Here is a 19,181-nt window from a genome sequence, read left to right as displayed (position 1 = left end):
CAAGGCTTGGTCTAAGAAAAGATCGGCTTGGGTAAAAAGGGAATGTAATATTTTGCATCTATGATTGGAATTTAAATTTTATACTTTGTATTTGTATGTCACTAACTTTTAGAGTGTTTAATGCAAAAATTATTAAGGACGAATAATTCAAAGACAGATAAATTGTTATTATTTAAATATTGAAGTGTGGAGAGGGTAGGCACTCCATTAAAAGATAGAGCTAAACTCTATCTTTTAAAAAAGTATGATTTGCGTGCTTGGTGCGGTTGCTGTAAAGCTAAAACATAAACTCACAACAGTAATTAAAATAACCGAAAATAGGAAAAAGCGTTTTGCCCATAATTGATCATTTTCTGCTTTGAAGCCAATGACGCCAATATAGAACCAATAAATACAAAGTGCATTCAAAATAACCAGATATAGCCAGTTTGCATAACCAAATACAAACAGTCCATTCATGGCAACGGTAAATAACACCACATAAATTAGTGATTCAATTTTCGTTCGTAAAATTGAACGAGCAACTGGCAAAATTGGAATCCCCGCATTTTTGTAATCATCAAAACGGTAAATTGCAATCGCCCAAGAGTGGGGCATTTGCCAAAGTGCATAACCTAAAAAGATAAGTAGTGCAGCTAAGTCAAATTGATTTGCAACAGCGGTATAACCAATGACAGGTGGGCTTGCGCCTGAAATACTGCCAATAATGGTTTGATGAATTGTTGTGCGTTTGGTCCATAGACTGTAAAAGCCGACATAAACCACGAAACCAATCAGTGCAAAAAGAAAAGCGTATGCGTTAACTCCAAACCATAAAATGCTAAAACCAATTATGCCCAATACCACTGAATAAATCAGCGCAATAGGAACAGAAACAGTTTTTTTCACTAAAGCACGGTTTTGTGTGCGTTGCATTTTTTGGTCGATGTCTTGGTCAATAATATTGTTGACCACACATCCTGAGGCGACAACAAGCGTTGTACCAAGCAGAGTAAGCAGTAGGAGAAGGAAATCTACAGAACCTTGGGCAGCTACAAAGTAGCCACCCAAAGTGGTAATAAAATTACCAAAGAGAATTCCTGGCTTTGTCAGGAATAAATACTTTTTCAGCATGACAACCAGTTTAGATCATCATGTTGTAGTGTAGGTAGTTCATGATCCATACAGAACCAACCAAAAGGATGGCAATGGTCAGAATGGTATACACGAATGCAATCACGTTCCAACGTTGCTCTGAAGAAGAATTCATATGCAAGAAATAAATTAATTGAATAAGAATCTGAGCAACTGCTGTAATCGAAATAACAGTAATCAAAATACCACGGCCAAAACCACCTGCCATAACCATACCAAAAGGAATAATGGTAAGGATAACAGAAAGGATAAAGCCAATCGTATATTGCTTAGTGTTACCGTGTGATGCACCAGCAGAGTTGTGATCGTGACTCATTAGAGAACTCCCATCAAGTAAACTACGCTGAATACACAGATCCAAACGATGTCAAGGAAGTGCCAGAACAAGCTTAGGCAAGCTAAACGACGCATGTTCGGAATAGTCAAACCATATTTCTTGATTTGAACCATTAACACGATCATCCAAACTAAACCTGAAGTTACGTGAATACCGTGCGTACCAACCAAAGTAAAGAACGCAGATAAGAACGCACTCGTACTTGGACCATGTCCAGCGTGAACTAAATGGTTGAACTCATAAAGTTCCATACCAATAAAGATCGCACCGAAAACCCAAGTCACGCCTAACCAAGTTAGAACTTTAGCAACATCTTTCTTGTAAGCAGCTAAAACGGCAAAACCGAAAGTTACAGAAGAAATCAACAGGGCAAAAGTTTCTGTTAAAACGAAGCCTAATGACTCGCCAAACAAATCTTTAGCTGTTGGAGTGCCTACTGGAACGTGGCTACTTAATACAGCGAACGCGATGAAGAGTGTACCGAAAATTACAAGGTCACTCATCAAGTAGGTCCAGAAACCAAAGACGGTGATGTCCGTATCATCGTGGTGATGATCATCATGTCCGTGGTTGTCGTGATGAAGTACTTCAGCCATGTCTTAGTCCTTCTTCAAGTGTTTTTCAAGGATCGCATAGCGTTCGTTTTCAATACGCTCAACTTCAGCAGCAGGAACATAGTAGTCCACTTTCTTCGTGAAAGAACTCACGATGAAGCTGATGATTGCCGCAATGAACGTAACGATTGCTAGCCACCAAATATGCCAGATTAATGCGAAGCCCATAGTTGTAATAAACATTGCAATTATGAAGCCAGCTGCACGGTTAGTTGGCATATGGACATCTTCATACTTAGTTGGACGAGCGTATGCAACACCATTTTCTTTGTCAGTCCAGAAAGTATCAATACCATTGATCTTTGGAAGGTGAGCAAAGTTATAGAACGGTGCTGGAGAAGAAGTAGCCCACTCAAGCGTACGGCCATCCCATGGATCTCCAGTAAGGTCTAAGCGTTGGTTGCGTTGTAGGAAGCCAACCACAATCTGCATAACGAAGCAGAATAGACCAATAGCAATTAACACAGAACCGAAGAACGCAATTGCCAAGTATGGATCCCATTCTGGGTTGTCATATGTATTCAAACGACGAGTCATACCCATGAAACCAAGGATATAAAGTGGCATGAATGCAAAGTAGAAACCGAAGAACCAGAACCAGAATGCTGCTTTACCCCAAGTTTCATTGAGTCTCCAACCAAACATTTTTGGCCAGTAGTAAATGATACCTGCGAACATCGCGAATACTACACCACCAATAATTACGTTATGGAAGTGAGCAATTAGGAATAAAGAGTTGTGTACAAGGAAGTCCGCTGGTGGAACTGCCATTAATACACCTGTTAAACCACCGATACCAAAAGTCACAAGGAAGCCAAGTGTCCAAAGCATTGGGGTAGTGTAGGTAATACGACCCTTGTACATGGTGAATAACCAAGAGAAGATTTTCACACCAGTAGGAATCGCAATAATCATGGTCATGATACCGAAGAACGCGTTAACGTTGGCACCTGCACCCATGGTAAAGAAGTGGTGAACCCATACAACAAGTGATAACACACCAATTGCAACAGTTGCGTACACCATTGATTTGTAACCGAACAATGTTTTGCGAGCAAAAGTCGCAGTTACTTCTGAGTAAATACCAAATGCTGGTAATACTAAGATATAAACTTCTGGGTGACCCCATGTCCAAATCAAGTTTACATACAACATTGGGCTACCACCCATGTCGTTCGTAAAGAAGTGGAAACCGAAGTAACGGTCAAGCGTTAACATTGCAATTGTCGCAGTTAAAACTGGGAATGTTGCAATGATAAGTACCGCAGTAACTAATGTTGTCCAAGTGAAAACAGGCATGTCCATAAGTTTCATGCCAGGCGCACGCATTTTGATGATGGTAACGAAGAAGTTAACACCAGTAAGAAGCGTACCTAGACCAGAAACCTGAAGTGCCCAAATATAGTAGTCAACACCAACACCTGGAGAATATTCGATACCAGATAGAGGAGGATAAGCCATCCAACCTGTAGCAGCGAATTCACCTAATGCAAGTGAAACCATCATTAAACCTGCAGCACCAGCGAATAACCAGAAGCTTAAAGAGTTTAATAACGGGAAGGCTACGTCACGAGCACCAATCTGTAATGGTACAGAGATGTTCATTAAGCCAACAACAAGACCCATTGCCACGAAGAAGATCATGATCACACCGTGTGCGGTGAAAATCTGGTCATAGTGTTCTGGGTGTAAATAACCTTCACCACCACCTTTCGCAAGGAACTGTTGAAGACGCATCATGATCGCATCTGCGAAGCCACGAAGTAACATGACTACAGATACAAAGATATACATGATACCAATTTTTTTATGGTCTACAGATGTGAACCATTCGTTCCACAAGTAGCCCCATTTTTTGAAGTAGGTAATACCAGCAATCGCTGCAAGACCACCTAAGATCATCGCTGCAACAGTTACCAATACGATTGGATCGTAAGGAATTGCATCTGGACCTAACTTACCTAATAAGCTCATGTCTTATTCCCCTTGAGAAGCAGTCGCATGTTCAACTGCTACATGAGTTTCAGAAGCAGGCGCTTCACCAGCCACTACAGGAGCTGAATGGTCAGCACCATGGTAGTTACTCATATAGTTATTGATCACTGATTCAAACAAGCCTTGCTCAACAGAAGAGTAATAAGTCACAGGATGTGGCTGAGTCTTATATGGACCTTCTTTTAAAGCCGTTGCAGCAAGTTTTTTCTCTAATTCAGTTTTGGCGTTACGAACCATTGCATCAATTTGTTTCTGTGAACGGTTACCGTCACGTAAAGAAGCAAATTCAGCTTGATCTAAAACTGTTTTTTGAACAGCTTGAGGATTGATAGTCGTACCTTGACCTGCTTTAACAGCTGTTACCCATTGCTCAAAATCAGCTTGAGTTACAGAGTGAGCTTTAAAGCGCATTTGCGAGAAACCATAACCTGAGTAGTTAGATGAGAAACCACGGAATTCGCCCGTGTTGTCTGCTAAAACGTTCAAGTGAGTTTGCATACCCGCCATTGCATAAATCTGACCAGATAATGCAGGGATAAAGAACGAGTTCATTGTGAAGTTAGATGTTAAACGTAAGCTTACAGGCGTTTGCTCTGGGAAGCGTAATTCGTTAACAGTAGCAATGTTCTGTTCTGGGTAGATGAAGATCCATTTAAATTGTTCAGCAATAACTTGAACAGTTAAAGGAGCTTTTTCGGATTCTAGCGGACGGTAAGGGTCGTACTTGTGGGAACCCCACCAAGTTAACCAAGCTAAAATACAAATAATAATAACAGGTATACCCCATACTACAATTTCAATTGCAGTAGAGTGTGACCATGTTGGTTGATAGTCTGCGTCTTTATTCGATGCGCGATATTTCCAACCGAACCACAATGCCATAATTGCAGATGGAATAACCACCAATAGCATTAGGTAAATCGCAGTCATCATCAGGTTACTTTGACCTGCTGCAACTGGACCTTTTGAGTTCAGAAGTACTAAATCACCGCCACACCCAGTTAAGAGTGCAGCCATCGTAGATAAAGACAATACAGCTAAAATCGTTTGTCTCATTTTACAACCTCGGTGAAGAGTCCCATTCCCTAATTTAATATGGGATAGCGATTAAAGTGTCGCATGATTAAAAAGACATCAAAAAAGATGAAAAAGTCTTCTTAATCATCGGACACCGCTACGTTGTAGGGCATTATGCCTGATATCGACAAACTAAGCTACACATAAAGCGGCTTTAAGTGGAGGGAATGAAAACCAATTTTTATACTCGGAATTATTTGTGTTAATTTTAATTTATTTATATTTATCAATATTATAAGAGAAAAGGGATGATCAATCATCCCTGAATAAATAAAATCAAATTATTGCTTTACGACTTTGGTTTTGGCGAGTTTATCGTGCAAAGCCTGTCGTTTTGCACCAAATGCAAAGCCATAATCTAAAATTGTGATGAAGGGCATAAACATCATATTCAAAATAATGAAAATGATAGAGCGAATAGTAAACACACGCATTAGGCTGACTTTTTCATCGGTTTCAGCATCGACAATCTTAATTTTAGTCAGACGTTTGCCAATACTTTGTCCAGTTTTAGCCAGCAGGAAGGCTTGTATGCCCAGCATAATCAATAAATAAATTGCCACCGCTTGCCAAGCTTGCATTGGAATGAGCTGAAAGAGTTCAGTTTGCAATTGCATGGCTTGATCAGACGTTGTCGCTACCTGCATTTTTTGTTGTAAACCAGACAATTGTTCAAACTGGTCCGCATTTAAGAAAAAAGAGGGAAGTGCTGCTGCAGGCAACCATAACAACATGTCTATAATTTTGGCTAAAGCACGTTGGTTAATGCTCGCCAATTCATTTTTTGTTGCCTGTGTTCTTGAATTTGATGATGCTGGGCTTGGTCGTGATGTGTTTGTAGCCGTGTAATCTGTATTTTGAAAAGGTGAATGTTCAGGGGCAGGTGGTGTGCTGACGTAGCCTTGTGGTTCATATACAAGTTTACCTTGGGTGAGTTCACCTAAAGCTTTCCATTCGCTCATGCCTTGGTGCCAAGCCAAATCTGTCAGCAACACTTGTTGGCTGGCGAGCATTTGGTTGAGCTGCTCTAAGGTGTATGGCCCAGCTTGTTGATTATTTCGTGCCAAGTAAATTTGCATAAATATAAAATCTCAAAAAATGAATTTGAAAAAAAACCCACGCAGGTGCATGGGTTTTCTTTTAACACGTTTTACTACGCTTGTTGAGCTTTTTCTTCAGAAAGGAAGAACCAAGTGTCTAAAACTGAGTCTGGGTTTAAAGATACAGATTCAATACCTTGTTCCATTAACCAACGTGCAAGGTCAGGGTGATCTGAAGGGCCTTGACCACAGATACCGACATATTTACCTGCTTTACGGCATGCGTGAATTGCCATAGAAAGTAATGCTTTCACTGCAGGGTCACGTTCATCGAACAGGTGAGAAACAATGCCTGAGTCACGGTCTAAACCAAGTGTTAACTGAGTTAAGTCATTTGAGCCGATAGAGAAACCATCGAAGTGCTCAAGGAATTGTTCAGCCAACAATGCGTTGGTTGGTAATTCACACATCATGATCACTTTCAGACCATTTTCACCACGTTTTAAACCATTCAGCGCAAGCAATTCGATCACACGTTTTGCTTCAGCAACGGTACGTACAAATGGAATCATAATTTGTACGTTGGTTAAGCCCATTTCGTCACGTACTTTTTTCAAGGCACGACATTCAAGCTCGAAGCAGTCACGGAAATTGTCAGACACATAACGACTTGCACCACGGAAGCCCAACATTGGGTTTTCTTCTTCTGGCTCATATAACTTACCACCAATTAAGTTTGCGTATTCGTTTGATTTGAAGTCAGACATACGCACAATCACTGGTTTGTCAGCGAATGCAGCAGCAAGGGTAGAAATACCTTCAACCAATTTTTCTACATAGAATTCGATTGGCGATGAATAGCCCGCAGTACGCGCCATAACTGCTGCACGTGTTTCACGTGGTAAGCTGTCAATATTAAGCAATGCTTTAGGATGCACACCAATCATACGGTTGATGATGAATTCTAAACGTGCAAGACCAATCCCTTCGTTTGGAATTTGAGCAAAGTCAAATGCGCGGTCTGGGTTACCAACGTTCATCATAATTTTGAACGGAAGTTTAGGCATAGATTCGATTGAGTTCTTTTGAACTTCAAAATCTAAAGCACCTTCATAAATGAAACCTGTGTCGCCTTCGGCGCAAGAAACTGTAACTTCCTGACCATCAGTCAAAACTTCAGTTGCATTACCACAACCTACAATTGCAGGTACGCCTAATTCACGGGCAATAATTGCAGCGTGACAAGTACGACCACCGCGGTTAGTGACAATTGCAGCAGCACGTTTCATCACTGGTTCCCAGTCTGGATCAGTCATGTCTGAAACAAGAACGTCACCTTCCTGAACTTTGTCCATTTCTTTAATAGACGTTACAACGCGGACTCTACCAGAACCGATACGCTGACCAATTGAACGACCTTCACAAATGACCGTACCTTTTTGTTTCAATAGGTAGCGTTCCATAGTACCGACGTTTTCACGGCTTTTTACAGTTTCAGGACGTGCTTGAACGATGTAGATTTGACCGTCATCACCATCTTTTGCCCATTCAATATCCATAGGCGCTTGATAATGTTCTTCAATAATTAACGCTTGTTTCGCTAATTCTTGTAGTTCGTGATCATTTAAAGAGAACTGTTGGCGATCTTGTTTTTCAACATCGACCACAACTACAGATTTACCAGCCGCGCCTTCTTCACCATAAATCATTTTTTGGTGTTTAGAGCCAAGGTTACGACGTAAAACTGAGTGTTTGCCTGCTTTTAATAAAGGCTTAGAAATATAGAATTCATCTGGGTTAACTGCACCCTGAACCACCATTTCACCCAAACCATAAGAAGCAGTAATGAATACAGCATCACGGAAACCAGATTCTGTATCTAGGGTAAACATTACACCAGCAGCGCCAGTTTCTGAACGTACCATACGTTGTACGCCTGCAGACAAAGCAACGACATCGTGGTCAAAGTTTTGGTGTACACGGTAAGAAATCGCGCGGTCGTTGTACAAAGATGCAAAAACTTCTTTAATGGCAATTAATACGTTGTCAATGCCACGGATGTTTAGGAATGTTTCTTGCTGACCTGCGAAAGATGCGTCTGGTAGATCTTCTGCAGTTGCAGATGAACGAACGGCAACCGCGATGTTTGGGTTGCCGTTAGAGAGTGCTTCAAAAGCAACTCGGATTTCTTGTTCTAGTGATGCAGTAAGCGGAGTGTCGACAATCCATTGACGAATTTTTGCACCAGTTTCAGCAAGCGCATTCACGTCATCTACATTGAGTGTTTTTAGCTCTGCTTGAATTTTAGCGTTTAGGCCACTTTGCTCGAGAAATTCACGATAAGCAGCAGCTGTTGTTGCAAAGCCACCTGGTACCGATACACCAGCATTAGATAAGTGGCTGATCATTTCGCCCAAAGATGAGTTTTTCCCACCCACGAGCTCAACATCGTGTTTCCCTAATTTTTCCAGACCAATTACGCGCGCTTCCAAAGTTGTTACTCCACTTTTGCAGTATTAATCACTATCTTGTCATGAAATTATAATAAATCTACTTAGCAATTTGGTTTTACTAAGCGACAGTCATGTAAGATCGGTTTACTATAAAGATTATATAGCACTAAGACAAATGTTTAAGGAGAATTTTAATGTCAGATGGTAAACAAATTAAGCGGAGTGTTTTTTTTATTTCCGATGGAACTGCAATTACGGCTGAAACCCTTGGACATTCACTCTTAGCGCAATTTCCAAATGTGGACTTTGATATTCATATTCATCCTTATATTACGTCTGAAGAAGCGGCTATGAATGTGGTGGCAGAGATTAATGCCCGAGCACAAATTGATGGTCAATTACCTTTGGTGTTTGATACCTTGGTTGACCAATATGTGCGTGACATTATCAACACTGCCAAAGCAATTAATTTAGATGTATTTGAAGGCTTAATTAGTAAGCTTTCTGAAGAGTTAGGAACACCACCAACCACTTTGGTCGGGCAGACGCATGCCGTAACAGATTCTGAATCTTACAAGGCACGTATTGATGCGGTGCATTTTGCCTTAGATAACGATGATGGCGCACGTACACGCCATTACGACAAGGCCGATCTGATTCTGATTGGGGTGTCGCGTTCGGGTAAAACGCCAACTTCCATCTACCTTTCTTTACAGTTCGGGATTCGTGTGGCGAACTATCCATTGACTGAAGAAGACCTCGATGACAACCGTTTGCCAGCCGTATTAAAGCCGCATAAACATAAGTTATTTGGCTTGATGATTGATGCTGAACGCCTTGTGGCAATTCGTACTGAACGTAAAGCCAATAGCCGTTATGCAAGTTTTAATCAATGCCAAATGGAATTGCGTGCGATTGAAGGTATTTATATTTCAGAAGGGATTAAATATTTAAATGTTTCAGAAATGTCGATTGAAGAAATTTCAACACGTGTTTTACAAATGACAGGTTTAAAACGTCGTATTGGTTAATGAAACTATATGTATTAAAAGAGCCAAAATTTTATTTTGGCTCTTTTTTATTGGATTTAAATAGAATAAAAATCAAGCTACTATTTATTTAAATGATAATGCTTTTAGTGTGACTTAAAATGTAGTGATAATGGTATCAATTGGATGTTCTTGTCCATCAATACTATGCACGCTATGTGCACAGACTTTGACAATTGGCCAAGTAATCAAATGGCAATTTTCGCGTTGTAAAGCTGAATAATAATGATCAGATTTAAAATAGCGTTGATGTGTATCTGCAATGTTTGGTGTGAGTTGACGTTTAAGCCACGTGTCTTTGACTTGAGCATCTAAAAAGCGTAAAGCCAAAATATTTTTGACGCGGTTATTAAACAAACGTCGATTTTTAAACACCAAAGGATGGCTAATTAGGCGATGGATGCCACGTTCTGTACTTGGCAGGACAAAATGCGGTGCAATTTGAAAGACTTGAACAGATGTTGCTTGCTGACAAATTCTATCGAGTTGTGCCACGCTGTCCTGATTTGCACCAATAACTGCAACGCGTAAACCTGTGAAGTCATGCTGTTTGATTTCAGTTGCAGGAATGCATTCGCCTTGGAATTCTTGAAAATCTGCCAAGCAGTTTTGAAAAGCGTGTCTATGTACGTCGTGTTTAGGACTGACCATGCTGAATCTCTTGATATATTCATTTTATGAATTAGAACATTTACTCTATTTTGTTGGGACAGTACTGTTTGGTAAAGTCTTTTGTGCAGGCGAGCCAGTCATTCCTAAAGATTGAAAATTAATTCAACTGAGATTACTGAGATTTAAGCGAAAGAGAACAAGAAAACGGATTTAAGTTATTTATTTTAAATGTTTTTAATTGATGAAACCTTGTAGCTCAATAGAACTACAAGGTCGGAGCTAATTAAGTATCTAACTTCATTTGCATGAGCAAATCAAAGTTATGTAAGCGTTTTTCTGTGTCATAGATGTCACAGGTAAAAATAAACTCATCGACATCATACTTCGCCAATAAGTTTTCCAATCCTGCTTTGACAGTCGCCTTTGAGCCAATTTGCGCCATGGCATAAAAACTATCAACTGACATTTTTTCTGCAGGTGACCATAAGCCATCCATACTTTCGACTGGAGCTTTGAGTTTTAGGCTTTGTCCACGCATTAAACCTAAAACACGCTGATAGGCACTAGTCGCCAAAAATTCTGCTTCTTGGTCGGTATCTGCAACCACTGTTGGCACACCCATAGACACATAAGGCCGCTCTAAATATTCTGAAGGCTCAAAATTGTCACGATATAACTGAATGGCTTGAGCAAGCATACGCGGGGCGAAGTGTGAGGCAAATGAGTAGGGTAGTCCTAATTTTGCAGCGAGTTGTGCGCTAAATAAACTTGAACCAAGCAACCATACAGGAACGTGTGTCCCTTGTCCTGGCGTAGCAACAATACGTTGTTGTGGTTCAGCATCTTTAAAGTAATGCAAAATTTCTAAAACATCTTGCGGAAATTGATCTTCAGTTTCCTGTCGCCCACGACGCAGCGCACGCATGGTCACTTGATCTGTGCCTGGTGCGCGACCTAAACCGAGTTCAATACGGTTAGGATATAAAGTCGCTAAAGTTCCAAACTGTTCAGCGACCACTAACGGTGCGTGGTTGGGGAGCATAATACCGCCAGAACCGAGTTTAATTTTTTGCGTATTTGCTAATAAATAACCCAAAAGAACTGCGGTTGCTGAGCTGGCAATGCCATCCATATTATGATGTTCCGCCAACCACAAACGGTCATAGCCGAGTTGTTCTGCGTGTCGTGCTAATTCAAGTGCATGATGCAGTGAAAACTGTACTGATTGATCATCACGTACAGGTGCGAGTTCAAGAATGGCAAATTTTGTGTCTTGCAGGGAACGCATCATTTATTCCAGCTTGATTAAAGAGAGTTTTATCATACGATGCTGCACTGATTTTGTATATCGAAAATTTTCGATATATGGGCGAGTCATGAGATATTGCCATTTAACAACGCGCGACATTCATCCAAAAAGCACGCTTTATAAAAAAACATTTATCCAAGCAAGTAGTCAGCAAACAAAAAGCACCCGAAGGTGCTGATTGTTAGAAGTATCGTGAGAAATTAACGACGTTTACCATTTTTATAGTGACCTAAATGTAAGCCATTGTCTTTGCGGTAACGGTCATTATAACGGTAGTCATTGTAGCGATAGCCACGGCTATCATAGCGGCGGTCATAACGATCATCACGACGGTCTTCACTAACTTTTTGACCTAATACTGCACCACCTGCAGAGCCGAGTCCTGCACCGACATAGCCACCATTGTTGCCTGCCATATTGCGACCAACGCTATATCCACCTGCACCGCCCAAGGCAGCACCAATCATGGCACCGTTACGGTCACGTTTATTGGCAGAAGCTGCAGCACCGCCCGCACCACCAATGGCTGAACCAATCATCGCGCCTGTTTGTCCACCCATTTGTTGACCAATTGCTGCTCCGACAGCACCACCCAAGGCAGAACTTACGGCAACACGTGTATCGTTTGCATGCGCAGTACTCATAAGCAAGGCAGAACTTGCGATAACGCTACCCAATAAAATACGATTAAGTTTCATGCGGATGCTCCAAATATTGATTAATATGTTTTGTAATGAAGATATAGAAACAGATGGCAAAGATCGTGAAGGGCAATGAGGTAAATCTGCAAAGTTTGGTAAAGACTTTGTAATTGCACTGCTAAATTTCTTCATATTGATTATGGTCGTTTTTTTGAACTGATATATGAAGAAAAATTAATCCTATAAAAAAGCATCAAACCTGTGTTGATGCTTTTTTGCTGCTCTATGCCTATCGTTCAAGATTAACGACGGTTGCGTTTTTTCTTCCATTTACGTTCTTGATAGCGGTCATATTCTTTATCTTTCGAGATTTTATTGCCGAGTGCTGCACCACCTGCTGCACCTAAAGCTGAACCAATATAACCACCATTGGTACCGCCCATATTTTTACCTACGGTATAACCCGCACCACCACCCAAAGCACCACCAATTGCAGATTCAGTACGATGACGCTTATCACTCGCCACGGCTGCACCACCAGCACCGCCTAAGGCAGCGCCTAGTGTTGCACCCGTAGTACCACCCATATTTTTACCAATAGCTGTACCTGCAACACTGCCTAAAGCACTGGCTGCGGCAACGCGCGTAGTATTGTCTGCATAAACGTTGGCACTGAGCATTGAAGCTGTGGCTAAAGCTGCTGTCATTAACATTGCATTAAGTTTCATGTTGAACTCCATGTCCATTTATAGGACTTATTTATGATCAATTTTGATGGGCTCAATTTAACAAAGCGCCGCTTTTAAAATGTGGAGAGTGCAGACGAGATTGGTGTTCTTTGGTGTGGGCTTTGTATGAGTTTGATTAAAATTGCTAAAAAAATGTCCAAATGCGGATGCTAATTGCGGTACTTGGTGAGTTGTACATTCACCGCAATGCACAGCATCATCAAGCAGAAATACTGCTAGAACATCTGCAGATAGGCATTTCAAACATCGTACAGACTTAATAATGATGTTATTTGGGTGGTAGAATCGGTAAACTATGCGCAATTTTTTATTTCGCTGTGCTGCGTGTTGCATGTAACAGCCTTTGCATTGAGATTTTTTAAACAATGAAAGAATCGTTACGTTTACGATTAGATCAGCTTTCTGACCGCCATGAAGAATTGACTGCTTTGTTGGCAGATGTTGAAGTGATTTCAGATAACAAGCGTTTTCGTCAATTATCACGTGAACACAGTGATTTAGACGAAATTACGGCAGTGTGGTCACAATACACACAAGCCGAAGCCGATATTGAAACAGCCGAAGCAATGTTGTCTGATCCTGATTTTAAGGAAATGGCGCAAGAAGAAATTAAAAACAATAAAGCCCTAATTCAGCAACTTGAAGCTGATTTAAATATTTTAATGATTCCAAAAGACCCGAATGATGCTAACTCGGCTTATTTGGAGATTCGTGCAGGGACTGGGGGCGATGAAGCTGCGATTTTTTCGGGTGACTTATTCCGCATGTATAGCAAATATGCAGAGAGTCAGGGCTGGAGAATCGAAATTTTATCTGAAAATGAAGGTGAACACGGCGGATATAAAGAAGTCATTTGCTTGGTGAATGGCGAAGGCGTGTATGGTCGTTTGAAGTTTGAAAGTGGCGCACATCGTGTGCAACGTGTTCCAGCGACTGAGTCACAAGGTCGTGTGCATACATCAGCATGTACCGTTGCAATTTTACCTGAAGTAGATGTAGATACCACGGTAGATATTAACCCTGCCGATTTGCGTATCGATACCTATCGTGCTTCGGGTGCGGGTGGTCAGCACGTTAACAAAACCGACTCTGCAGTGCGTATAACCCACATTCCGACGGGTACTGTGGTGGAATGTCAGGAAGAGCGTTCACAGCATAAAAACAAAGCGAAAGCGATGGCGTTGTTGGCATCACGTTTGGAAAATGCCAAACGTGCTGCAGCAGATGCAGCAACTTCAGAAATGCGTCGTGATTTGGTGGGTTCGGGTGACCGTTCTGAGCGTATTCGTACCTATAACTATCCGCAAGGACGTATGACAGATCATCGTATTAACCTGACTTTATATAAGTTGGATGCGGTGATGGAAGGTGATTTAACTGAACTACTAGATAGTCTGCATCGTGAATATCAGGCAGATCAGTTGGCGATGCTTGCTCAGCAAAACGGTGGTTAATGAATATTGCGCAAGCCTTGGCGCTACGTGGTGAAGTCGATAGCTATGAGCGTCAAGAAAATATTTGGTTGTTAGAGCATTTTTTAGGACTCAGTGCGCTTGAATTAAAATATCGTGCAGATCAGGAATTGAGTGCCGCGCAAGAGCAGATGTATGTGCAGGCTTTGGCACGTATAGCAGCAGGCGAGCCTTTGGCGTATATCACAGGTTCACAGCCATTTTGGACACTGGATTTAAAAGTCACGCACGATACTTTGGTGCCACGTCCTGATACCGAGGTTTTGGTCGAAACTGTGTTGGCTTTGTCATTACAACGTGATGCTGTAATTGTCGATTTAGGCACAGGTACAGGGGCGATTGCTTTGGCTTTAGCATCTGAACGTCCAGATTGGCAGGTAACCGCAACCGATATTTACCTGCCAACGCTTGCAGTTGCTCAAGAAAATGCAAGCAAGCATGCTTTAAATCAGGTGCAATTTGCCCGTGGTGCATGGTTTGAGGCATTGGGTTCAGCAGCCGAGCCACGTTTTGATTTAATTGTATCTAATCCGCCGTATATAGATGCTAATGATGCACACATGTCTGCTTTGGCAGCAGAGCCTGAACGTGCATTGGTGGCAGCAGATCAGGGTTTGGCAGATATTCTGCAGATTATTTCGCAGGGTAAGCACTGGCTGAAAGCAAATGGATGGATTGCACTAGAGCATGGCTATGACCAAGCTTTAGCAGTGCAAGCGATTTTTGCAGAACACGGTTTTTCTGACATTCGTACAGTCAAAGATTATGCAGGCAATGATCGGGTGACTTTAGCACAATGGCTTGCTGGCTGATGTGTTATATCAGTTAAAAATCTTGTGAGATCTATTTATCAGCTTGCAAACATAGACGAATGATTAGCAAAGTTTAAGTGCAAGACCAATTTATGAGCCTCAACTCAACTGATGTCAGCTTAGGTTGCCTTTCACTGCCAAAATTGCAGGTGGCAGTTCTTCGCCAAGTGAACTCAGCATTTCCCGTTCAATTAATCGCACAATGGAGTTGAGCGGTAAATCATTGTCTTGCAGGCCAAAAGGTTCTTCAAGTTGTTCGCTGAGAGCATCTAAACCTAAGAATAAATAGGCAATTAAACCCACCAAAATTGGTGTCCAGATTCCTAAACTTGCTTCTAAACTAAAAGGCAGAATAAAGCAGAAGCAATACACAGTGCGGTGCAACAAGACTGAATAAGAAAAAGGCAAGGGTGTGCTGAGAATTCGATCGCAACCTGCTTGCACATTACCCAATTCAACAATATGTTGATTCAAGCCTTGATAAATAATATCGGAAATTTCACCTGTTTTCAGTGCGCTGACTAACTCTTTTTGAATGCTTTCTAAAATAAACTGTGCGGCATTAATATGCGGAAATAATGCTTCATAATCTGCAGATGTGAGGTTGACTTTGTTTTGATAAAAATCGATAGGTTGGTTTTGATTGCGTAAACGGTTACGCAATAAATTACTAAACAACATGACCCGATACATCAAGACCCGACGCTGTTGATCTGGCAGTACGTATGAGTCACGTGAAATATGCCGTGATGTTGCAATTAACGTCCCCCACAATTTTCGACCTTCCCACCAACGTTCATAACTGGCGTTATTTCTAAAACTGAGGAAAATAGACAAAATAATACCGAAAATGGTAAAGCCAATGGCTGGTACGCTCGGCACTTGAAAAAAGTGGTGAGAAGACAAATACACTAAGACCGTAGAAAGGAAGACCACAATTGCAAGTGCAGGTAAGACCGTGGGTAAAATTGTCCCATACCATGCAAACAGTAGGGTAAAACTGTTGTTTTTATTGCGAATAATCATCTTGATGCATCCTTGAAGCTGTCCTTAGTGTTTCATAGACAAACAACGCTTGGCAAGATGATAGCTAGCTTTTGATTCAAAAAGCAGCAAGCGGCTTAAAGTCAATTTTTCTTATTTATTATTGCAACAGCCAATAAAAAAGTGATGCCATGAAGACATCACTTTTTAAATACTTTCAGCAAATGAATACCCGAAGTTTTAGTTTACATCGGGTAATCTTGCAAACAGTCAGGAATTTCAACTTGTGCCAAACTGTCTGTTTCTAAAGCCAAACATAGCGCAACAATTTTAGCGGTATCGCACAGGTGTTCATCTTTGAGAGCCAAACCCGCTTGCAAAGATTGTAAATCTTCTTGGCAAATATCTAGGGCTTGCGCTGCTTCAAGTGCATCTTCACGTTTGAAAAACGCAGACATGACATTACGTAACTGCTCTTCTGAGGTATTTAGAATACTTTGATTGAGTAATTCATCTAATTGTTCAGAAGCTTGGTTGAGGGAGTGAGAGAAATTTTGAACTAGATTGTGTTCAAGTACATCCATCATCTTAAGCATGGGGAAACCTCCAAAGATGCTCGTACATTTAATATTACAGGGGGAGTATGACAGCCGAATTGCATAAAATTTATGCTTTAAATTGATTGAAAAGTAAACTAAATTTAATACTTTGACAATGCTGTGCCGATGAACGACCAGTTCACTGCTAAACCTTGAAATCACAGCTTTGAGTTTTCTTTTATAATTAAGTTGTTTGTAAAATATACAAGATAGTGGCTGAGTAGTAGGTGATAAGTCACGCAATTATGAGCGTTCAGTTATGTGCTTTCAGTATATTGTCGATATGCCCCAGGATTGACCCCTGTCCATTTTTTAAAGGCACGATGAAAAGCACTAGGATCATGGAAATTTAATTGGTCGCTAATCTCTTGAAGTGATTGTTGGGTTTTGCTCAACAATTCGATTGCCGTATCTCGACGGATTTCATTTTTTAATTGCTGATAGCTAGTGCCTTCCTGCTTTAAACGCCGTTGGAACGTCGCTTCAGACATATTGAAATGCTGGGTTAATTCGTTCAGCTCTAACCATTCACTCGGCGGCAATCGCATTAATTGTTTACGAATTTTATGACTCAGCGCATGTGGGTTTTTATAACGCACCAAAAGGTTAAAAGGTGTTTGTTTTAAAAAGCGTTTCCAACTTTTTTTATCCTGCTTGATTTTTAAATCAAGATGTTTTGCCTCAAAATAAATCTTATGCGCTGTACACGCATATTCAATTTCATCACAGAAACGGACACGATAATCAGCATCATCCTGCGGGGCAGCACATTTGAGTTGCATGTTTAAAATAGCGATACGTTGTCCTGTCAGCCAGCACATCAAGCCATGAATCAGCATTAAATAAGTGGCATAACTAAACATCGGTTTCACTTGATCTTTATCGTGAATGGTTAAGATTGCATATTCACCATCTACGTTTAATTCACCTGAAAAATCATCCAGTATTAAATTAAAGAAATTTAAAATGTCCTGTAATGCGGCCTTTAAATGCTCTGCTTGGTACACCCATTTAGACAAGAGTTGATAACTGCCACGACGCATAGCATGGCTGTCCATGCCAAAAAATTCATCGTTCATGGCATCTGCCAGTGCAATCCACAATTGACCATATTGCAGAATTGACACCCTCGCTTTGTTGGAATGTAACAGCTCTGCAGGAATACCCGCCGTCTGCAAAATCGCATGCGTATCCATACCGCGTTGCTGTGCAGTATGCAAAGCTTCATGGACTAAAGCAATTGAAATTGTACCTTTGCTGTAAGTGAGCTGAGTTGCATTCATGGGATGGCGTGGTATTCCATTTACAAGTTGAGTGTTCAAATACATCATAGTCGATGCAGGGTTTGGTAATTGTACTCTAGCTTGAGTGTGATTAATCTGTTTCTTAAGTTGTATCAACCTGAAAATTTATAAGGAAAATAAAATGAAAATTCAAGGAAAAGTCTGTGTGGTCACGGGTGGTGCATCGGGTTTAGGCGCTGCGACTGCACAACATTTAGTTGCGCAAGGTGCAAAAGTTATTTTGGTTGATATGAATCAAGAACTTGGGCAGCAGCTTCAACAGCAATTGGGCGAAAATGCAGACTTCGTAGCTGTAGACGTGACCGATGAAAACCAAGTACAGCAGCTTTTTAACCATATTGAGCAAAAATACGGACAGTTAAATGGCTTGGTGAATTGTGCAGGCATTGCACCGTCTGCCAAAGTCTTGGGACGTGATGGTTTGCATGATTTGGCAATGTTCCAAAAAGTGCTGAATATTAATGTCACGGGCAGTTTTAATATGATCCGTTTTGCGGCACAACTGATGGCGAAATATGACTTAGCCGCCGATGAAGAAGAGCGTGGTGTGATTGTGAATACTGCTTCGGTTGCAGCATTTGATGGGCAGATTGGACAAAGTGCGTATTCTGCATCGAAAGGTGCAATTGTGGGGATGACGCTGCCTTTGGCACGTGAATTGGCACGTGAAGCCATTCGGGTGATGACGATTGCCCCCGGTATTATGGAAACCCCGATGCTGAAAGCATTTCCACAGCATGTGCAAGATGCTTTAGGGCAAATGGTGCCATTTCCACCACGTTTGGCAAAGCCTGAAGAATTTGCGCAATTGGTGGGTCATATTTTTGAAAATGGTTATTTAAACGGTGAAGTGATTCGTTTGGATGGCGCAATTCGTATGCAACCGAAATAAGTTATGACGATGCTATCTCCATAAAATAGCCTAAGCAAAAATTCAAGTATTGAAAAACTGGATACTAAAAAACCGTTGCAATACAGAACAAGGATGTTGCGCGCATTC

General features: G+C 41.1%; 18 protein-coding genes. 4 read left to right on the top strand and 14 right to left on the bottom strand.

The annotated features are described in order from the left end of the window. Window positions 1–234 precede the first annotated feature (234 nt). The 7 genes from cyoE to ppsA form a co-directional block, all read right to left on the bottom strand. The gene (cyoE, locus tag FTT70_RS06855) at window positions 235–1,113 is read right to left on the bottom strand and encodes a heme o synthase (protein ID WP_004973155.1); all 879 of its coding nucleotides are present in this window, start codon (window positions 1,111–1,113) and stop codon (window positions 235–237) included. A gap of 10 nt (window positions 1,114–1,123) precedes the next feature. Then, window positions 1,124–1,450, bottom strand: a complete 327-nt coding sequence (locus FTT70_RS06850; protein WP_004973158.1) for a cytochrome o ubiquinol oxidase subunit IV — start codon at window positions 1,448–1,450, stop codon at window positions 1,124–1,126. Continuing rightward, window positions 1,450–2,067 carry a cytochrome o ubiquinol oxidase subunit III gene (cyoC, locus tag FTT70_RS06845; RefSeq protein ID WP_096900905.1) on the bottom strand — a complete coding sequence of 206 codons (618 nt, stop codon included), beginning with the start codon at window positions 2,065–2,067 and terminating at the stop codon, window positions 1,450–1,452. Before cyoC ends, FTT70_RS06850 begins: the two co-directional genes overlap by 1 nt. A 3-nt stretch (window positions 2,068–2,070) precedes the next feature. Further along, on the bottom strand, window positions 2,071–4,059 hold the full coding sequence (gene cyoB, locus FTT70_RS06840) for a cytochrome o ubiquinol oxidase subunit I (protein ID WP_096900904.1): 1,989 nt from the start codon (window positions 4,057–4,059) through the stop codon (window positions 2,071–2,073). Window positions 4,060–4,062: 3 nt separating this feature from the next. Continuing rightward, window positions 4,063–5,136: a ubiquinol oxidase subunit II gene (cyoA, locus tag FTT70_RS06835; RefSeq protein WP_004973169.1), complete on the bottom strand. Its 1,074-nt coding sequence runs from the start codon at window positions 5,134–5,136 to the stop codon at window positions 4,063–4,065. Window positions 5,137–5,438: 302 nt separating this feature from the next. Then, window positions 5,439–6,236 (bottom strand): RDD family protein, encoded by a 798-nt coding sequence (locus FTT70_RS06830; protein ID WP_180168435.1) that lies wholly within the window; start codon window positions 6,234–6,236, stop codon window positions 5,439–5,441. A gap of 74 nt (window positions 6,237–6,310) precedes the next feature. Further along, complete coding sequence (ppsA, locus tag FTT70_RS06825) at window positions 6,311–8,689, bottom strand: phosphoenolpyruvate synthase (RefSeq protein ID WP_004973175.1); 2,379 nt, start codon at window positions 8,687–8,689, stop codon at window positions 6,311–6,313. Between the two features lie 155 nt (window positions 8,690–8,844). Here ppsA and FTT70_RS06820 point away from each other — a divergent pair, with 155 nt between their 5' ends. Further along, window positions 8,845–9,681 (top strand): pyruvate, water dikinase regulatory protein, encoded by an 837-nt coding sequence (locus tag FTT70_RS06820; protein ID WP_004973178.1) that lies wholly within the window; start codon window positions 8,845–8,847, stop codon window positions 9,679–9,681. Between the two features lie 114 nt (window positions 9,682–9,795). On the opposite strand, the gene FTT70_RS06815 is transcribed toward FTT70_RS06820, so the two are convergent. From FTT70_RS06815 to FTT70_RS06800, 4 genes are all read right to left on the bottom strand, one after another. Continuing rightward, window positions 9,796–10,350: a hypothetical protein gene (locus tag FTT70_RS06815; protein WP_004973179.1), complete on the bottom strand. Its 555-nt coding sequence runs from the start codon at window positions 10,348–10,350 to the stop codon at window positions 9,796–9,798. Window positions 10,351–10,594: 244 nt separating this feature from the next. Then, a complete protein-coding gene (locus FTT70_RS06810) occupies window positions 10,595–11,599 on the bottom strand; it encodes an LLM class flavin-dependent oxidoreductase (protein WP_004973182.1) in 1,005 nt (334 codons plus the stop codon). Between the two features lie 221 nt (window positions 11,600–11,820). Beyond that, window positions 11,821–12,318, bottom strand: a complete 498-nt coding sequence (locus FTT70_RS06805; protein ID WP_004973185.1) for a hypothetical protein — start codon at window positions 12,316–12,318, stop codon at window positions 11,821–11,823. Between the two features lie 245 nt (window positions 12,319–12,563). Beyond that, entirely contained in the window at window positions 12,564–12,989 is a 426-nt protein-coding gene (locus FTT70_RS06800; RefSeq protein WP_004973189.1) for a glycine zipper 2TM domain-containing protein, read from the bottom strand. A 386-nt stretch (window positions 12,990–13,375) separates the two neighbouring features. Here FTT70_RS06800 and prfA point away from each other — a divergent pair, with 386 nt between their 5' ends. Then, entirely contained in the window at window positions 13,376–14,464 is a 1,089-nt protein-coding gene (prfA, locus tag FTT70_RS06795; RefSeq protein WP_180168434.1) for a peptide chain release factor 1, read from the top strand. Then, on the top strand, window positions 14,464–15,294 hold the full coding sequence (gene prmC / locus FTT70_RS06790) for a peptide chain release factor N(5)-glutamine methyltransferase (protein ID WP_167846066.1): 831 nt from the start codon (window positions 14,464–14,466) through the stop codon (window positions 15,292–15,294). Before prfA ends, prmC begins: the two co-directional genes overlap by 1 nt. Before the next feature lie 114 nt (window positions 15,295–15,408). Here the strand turns inward: prmC and FTT70_RS06785 are convergent, their stop codons facing one another. The 3 genes from FTT70_RS06785 to FTT70_RS06775 form a co-directional block, all read right to left on the bottom strand. Beyond that, complete coding sequence (locus FTT70_RS06785; RefSeq protein WP_180168433.1) at window positions 15,409–16,320, bottom strand: bestrophin family protein; 912 nt, start codon at window positions 16,318–16,320, stop codon at window positions 15,409–15,411. 203 nt (window positions 16,321–16,523) lie between these two features. Next, window positions 16,524–16,874, bottom strand: a complete 351-nt coding sequence (locus FTT70_RS06780) for a hypothetical protein (protein WP_004973198.1) — start codon at window positions 16,872–16,874, stop codon at window positions 16,524–16,526. Between the two features lie 260 nt (window positions 16,875–17,134). Beyond that, entirely contained in the window at window positions 17,135–18,160 is a 1,026-nt protein-coding gene (locus FTT70_RS06775) for an AraC family transcriptional regulator (RefSeq protein WP_180168446.1), read from the bottom strand. Between the two features lie 142 nt (window positions 18,161–18,302). Between FTT70_RS06775 and FTT70_RS06770 the strand changes: the two genes are divergently transcribed. Next, complete coding sequence (locus tag FTT70_RS06770) at window positions 18,303–19,073, top strand: 3-hydroxyacyl-CoA dehydrogenase (RefSeq protein ID WP_004973201.1); 771 nt, start codon at window positions 18,303–18,305, stop codon at window positions 19,071–19,073. Window positions 19,074–19,181 lie beyond the last annotated feature (108 nt).

Origin of the sequence: Acinetobacter sp. YH01003 (assembly GCF_013420525.1) — a bacterium.
GTDB classification, from domain to species: Bacteria; Pseudomonadota; Gammaproteobacteria; order Pseudomonadales; family Moraxellaceae; genus Acinetobacter; species Acinetobacter towneri.
Note: the sequence above shows the minus strand (reverse complement) of the source record. Positions and strands in the feature narration are given on the sequence as shown.

Bases quoted from the DNA above. Each gene is read 5' to 3' on its own strand.
- cyoB (WP_096900904.1), bottom strand. From the start codon at position 4,059: ATGAGCTTATTAGGTAAGTTAGGTCCAGATGCAATTCCTTACGATCCA.
- cyoC (WP_096900905.1), bottom strand. From the start codon at position 2,067: ATGGCTGAAGTACTTCATCACGACAACCACGGACATGATGATCATCAC.
- cyoE (WP_004973155.1), bottom strand. From the start codon at position 1,113: ATGCTGAAAAAGTATTTATTCCTGACAAAGCCAGGAATTCTCTTTGGT.
- FTT70_RS06830 (WP_180168435.1), bottom strand. From the start codon at position 6,236: ATGCAAATTTACTTGGCACGAAATAATCAACAAGCTGGGCCATACACC.
- prmC (WP_167846066.1), top strand. From the start codon at position 14,464: ATGAATATTGCGCAAGCCTTGGCGCTACGTGGTGAAGTCGATAGCTAT.
- FTT70_RS06805 (WP_004973185.1), bottom strand. From the start codon at position 12,318: ATGAAACTTAATCGTATTTTATTGGGTAGCGTTATCGCAAGTTCTGCC.
- FTT70_RS06780 (WP_004973198.1), bottom strand. From the start codon at position 16,874: ATGCTTAAGATGATGGATGTACTTGAACACAATCTAGTTCAAAATTTC.
- FTT70_RS06815 (WP_004973179.1), bottom strand. From the start codon at position 10,350: ATGGTCAGTCCTAAACACGACGTACATAGACACGCTTTTCAAAACTGC.
- FTT70_RS06800 (WP_004973189.1), bottom strand. From the start codon at position 12,989: ATGAAACTTAATGCAATGTTAATGACAGCAGCTTTAGCCACAGCTTCA.
- FTT70_RS06785 (WP_180168433.1), bottom strand. From the start codon at position 16,320: ATGATTATTCGCAATAAAAACAACAGTTTTACCCTACTGTTTGCATGG.
- cyoA (WP_004973169.1), bottom strand. From the start codon at position 5,136: ATGAGACAAACGATTTTAGCTGTATTGTCTTTATCTACGATGGCTGCA.
- FTT70_RS06810 (WP_004973182.1), bottom strand. From the start codon at position 11,599: ATGCGTTCCCTGCAAGACACAAAATTTGCCATTCTTGAACTCGCACCT.
- FTT70_RS06775 (WP_180168446.1), bottom strand. From the start codon at position 18,160: ATGAATGCAACTCAGCTCACTTACAGCAAAGGTACAATTTCAATTGCT.
- prfA (WP_180168434.1), top strand. From the start codon at position 13,376: ATGAAAGAATCGTTACGTTTACGATTAGATCAGCTTTCTGACCGCCAT.
- FTT70_RS06770 (WP_004973201.1), top strand. From the start codon at position 18,303: ATGAAAATTCAAGGAAAAGTCTGTGTGGTCACGGGTGGTGCATCGGGT.
- FTT70_RS06820 (WP_004973178.1), top strand. From the start codon at position 8,845: ATGTCAGATGGTAAACAAATTAAGCGGAGTGTTTTTTTTATTTCCGAT.
- FTT70_RS06850 (WP_004973158.1), bottom strand. From the start codon at position 1,450: ATGAGTCACGATCACAACTCTGCTGGTGCATCACACGGTAACACTAAG.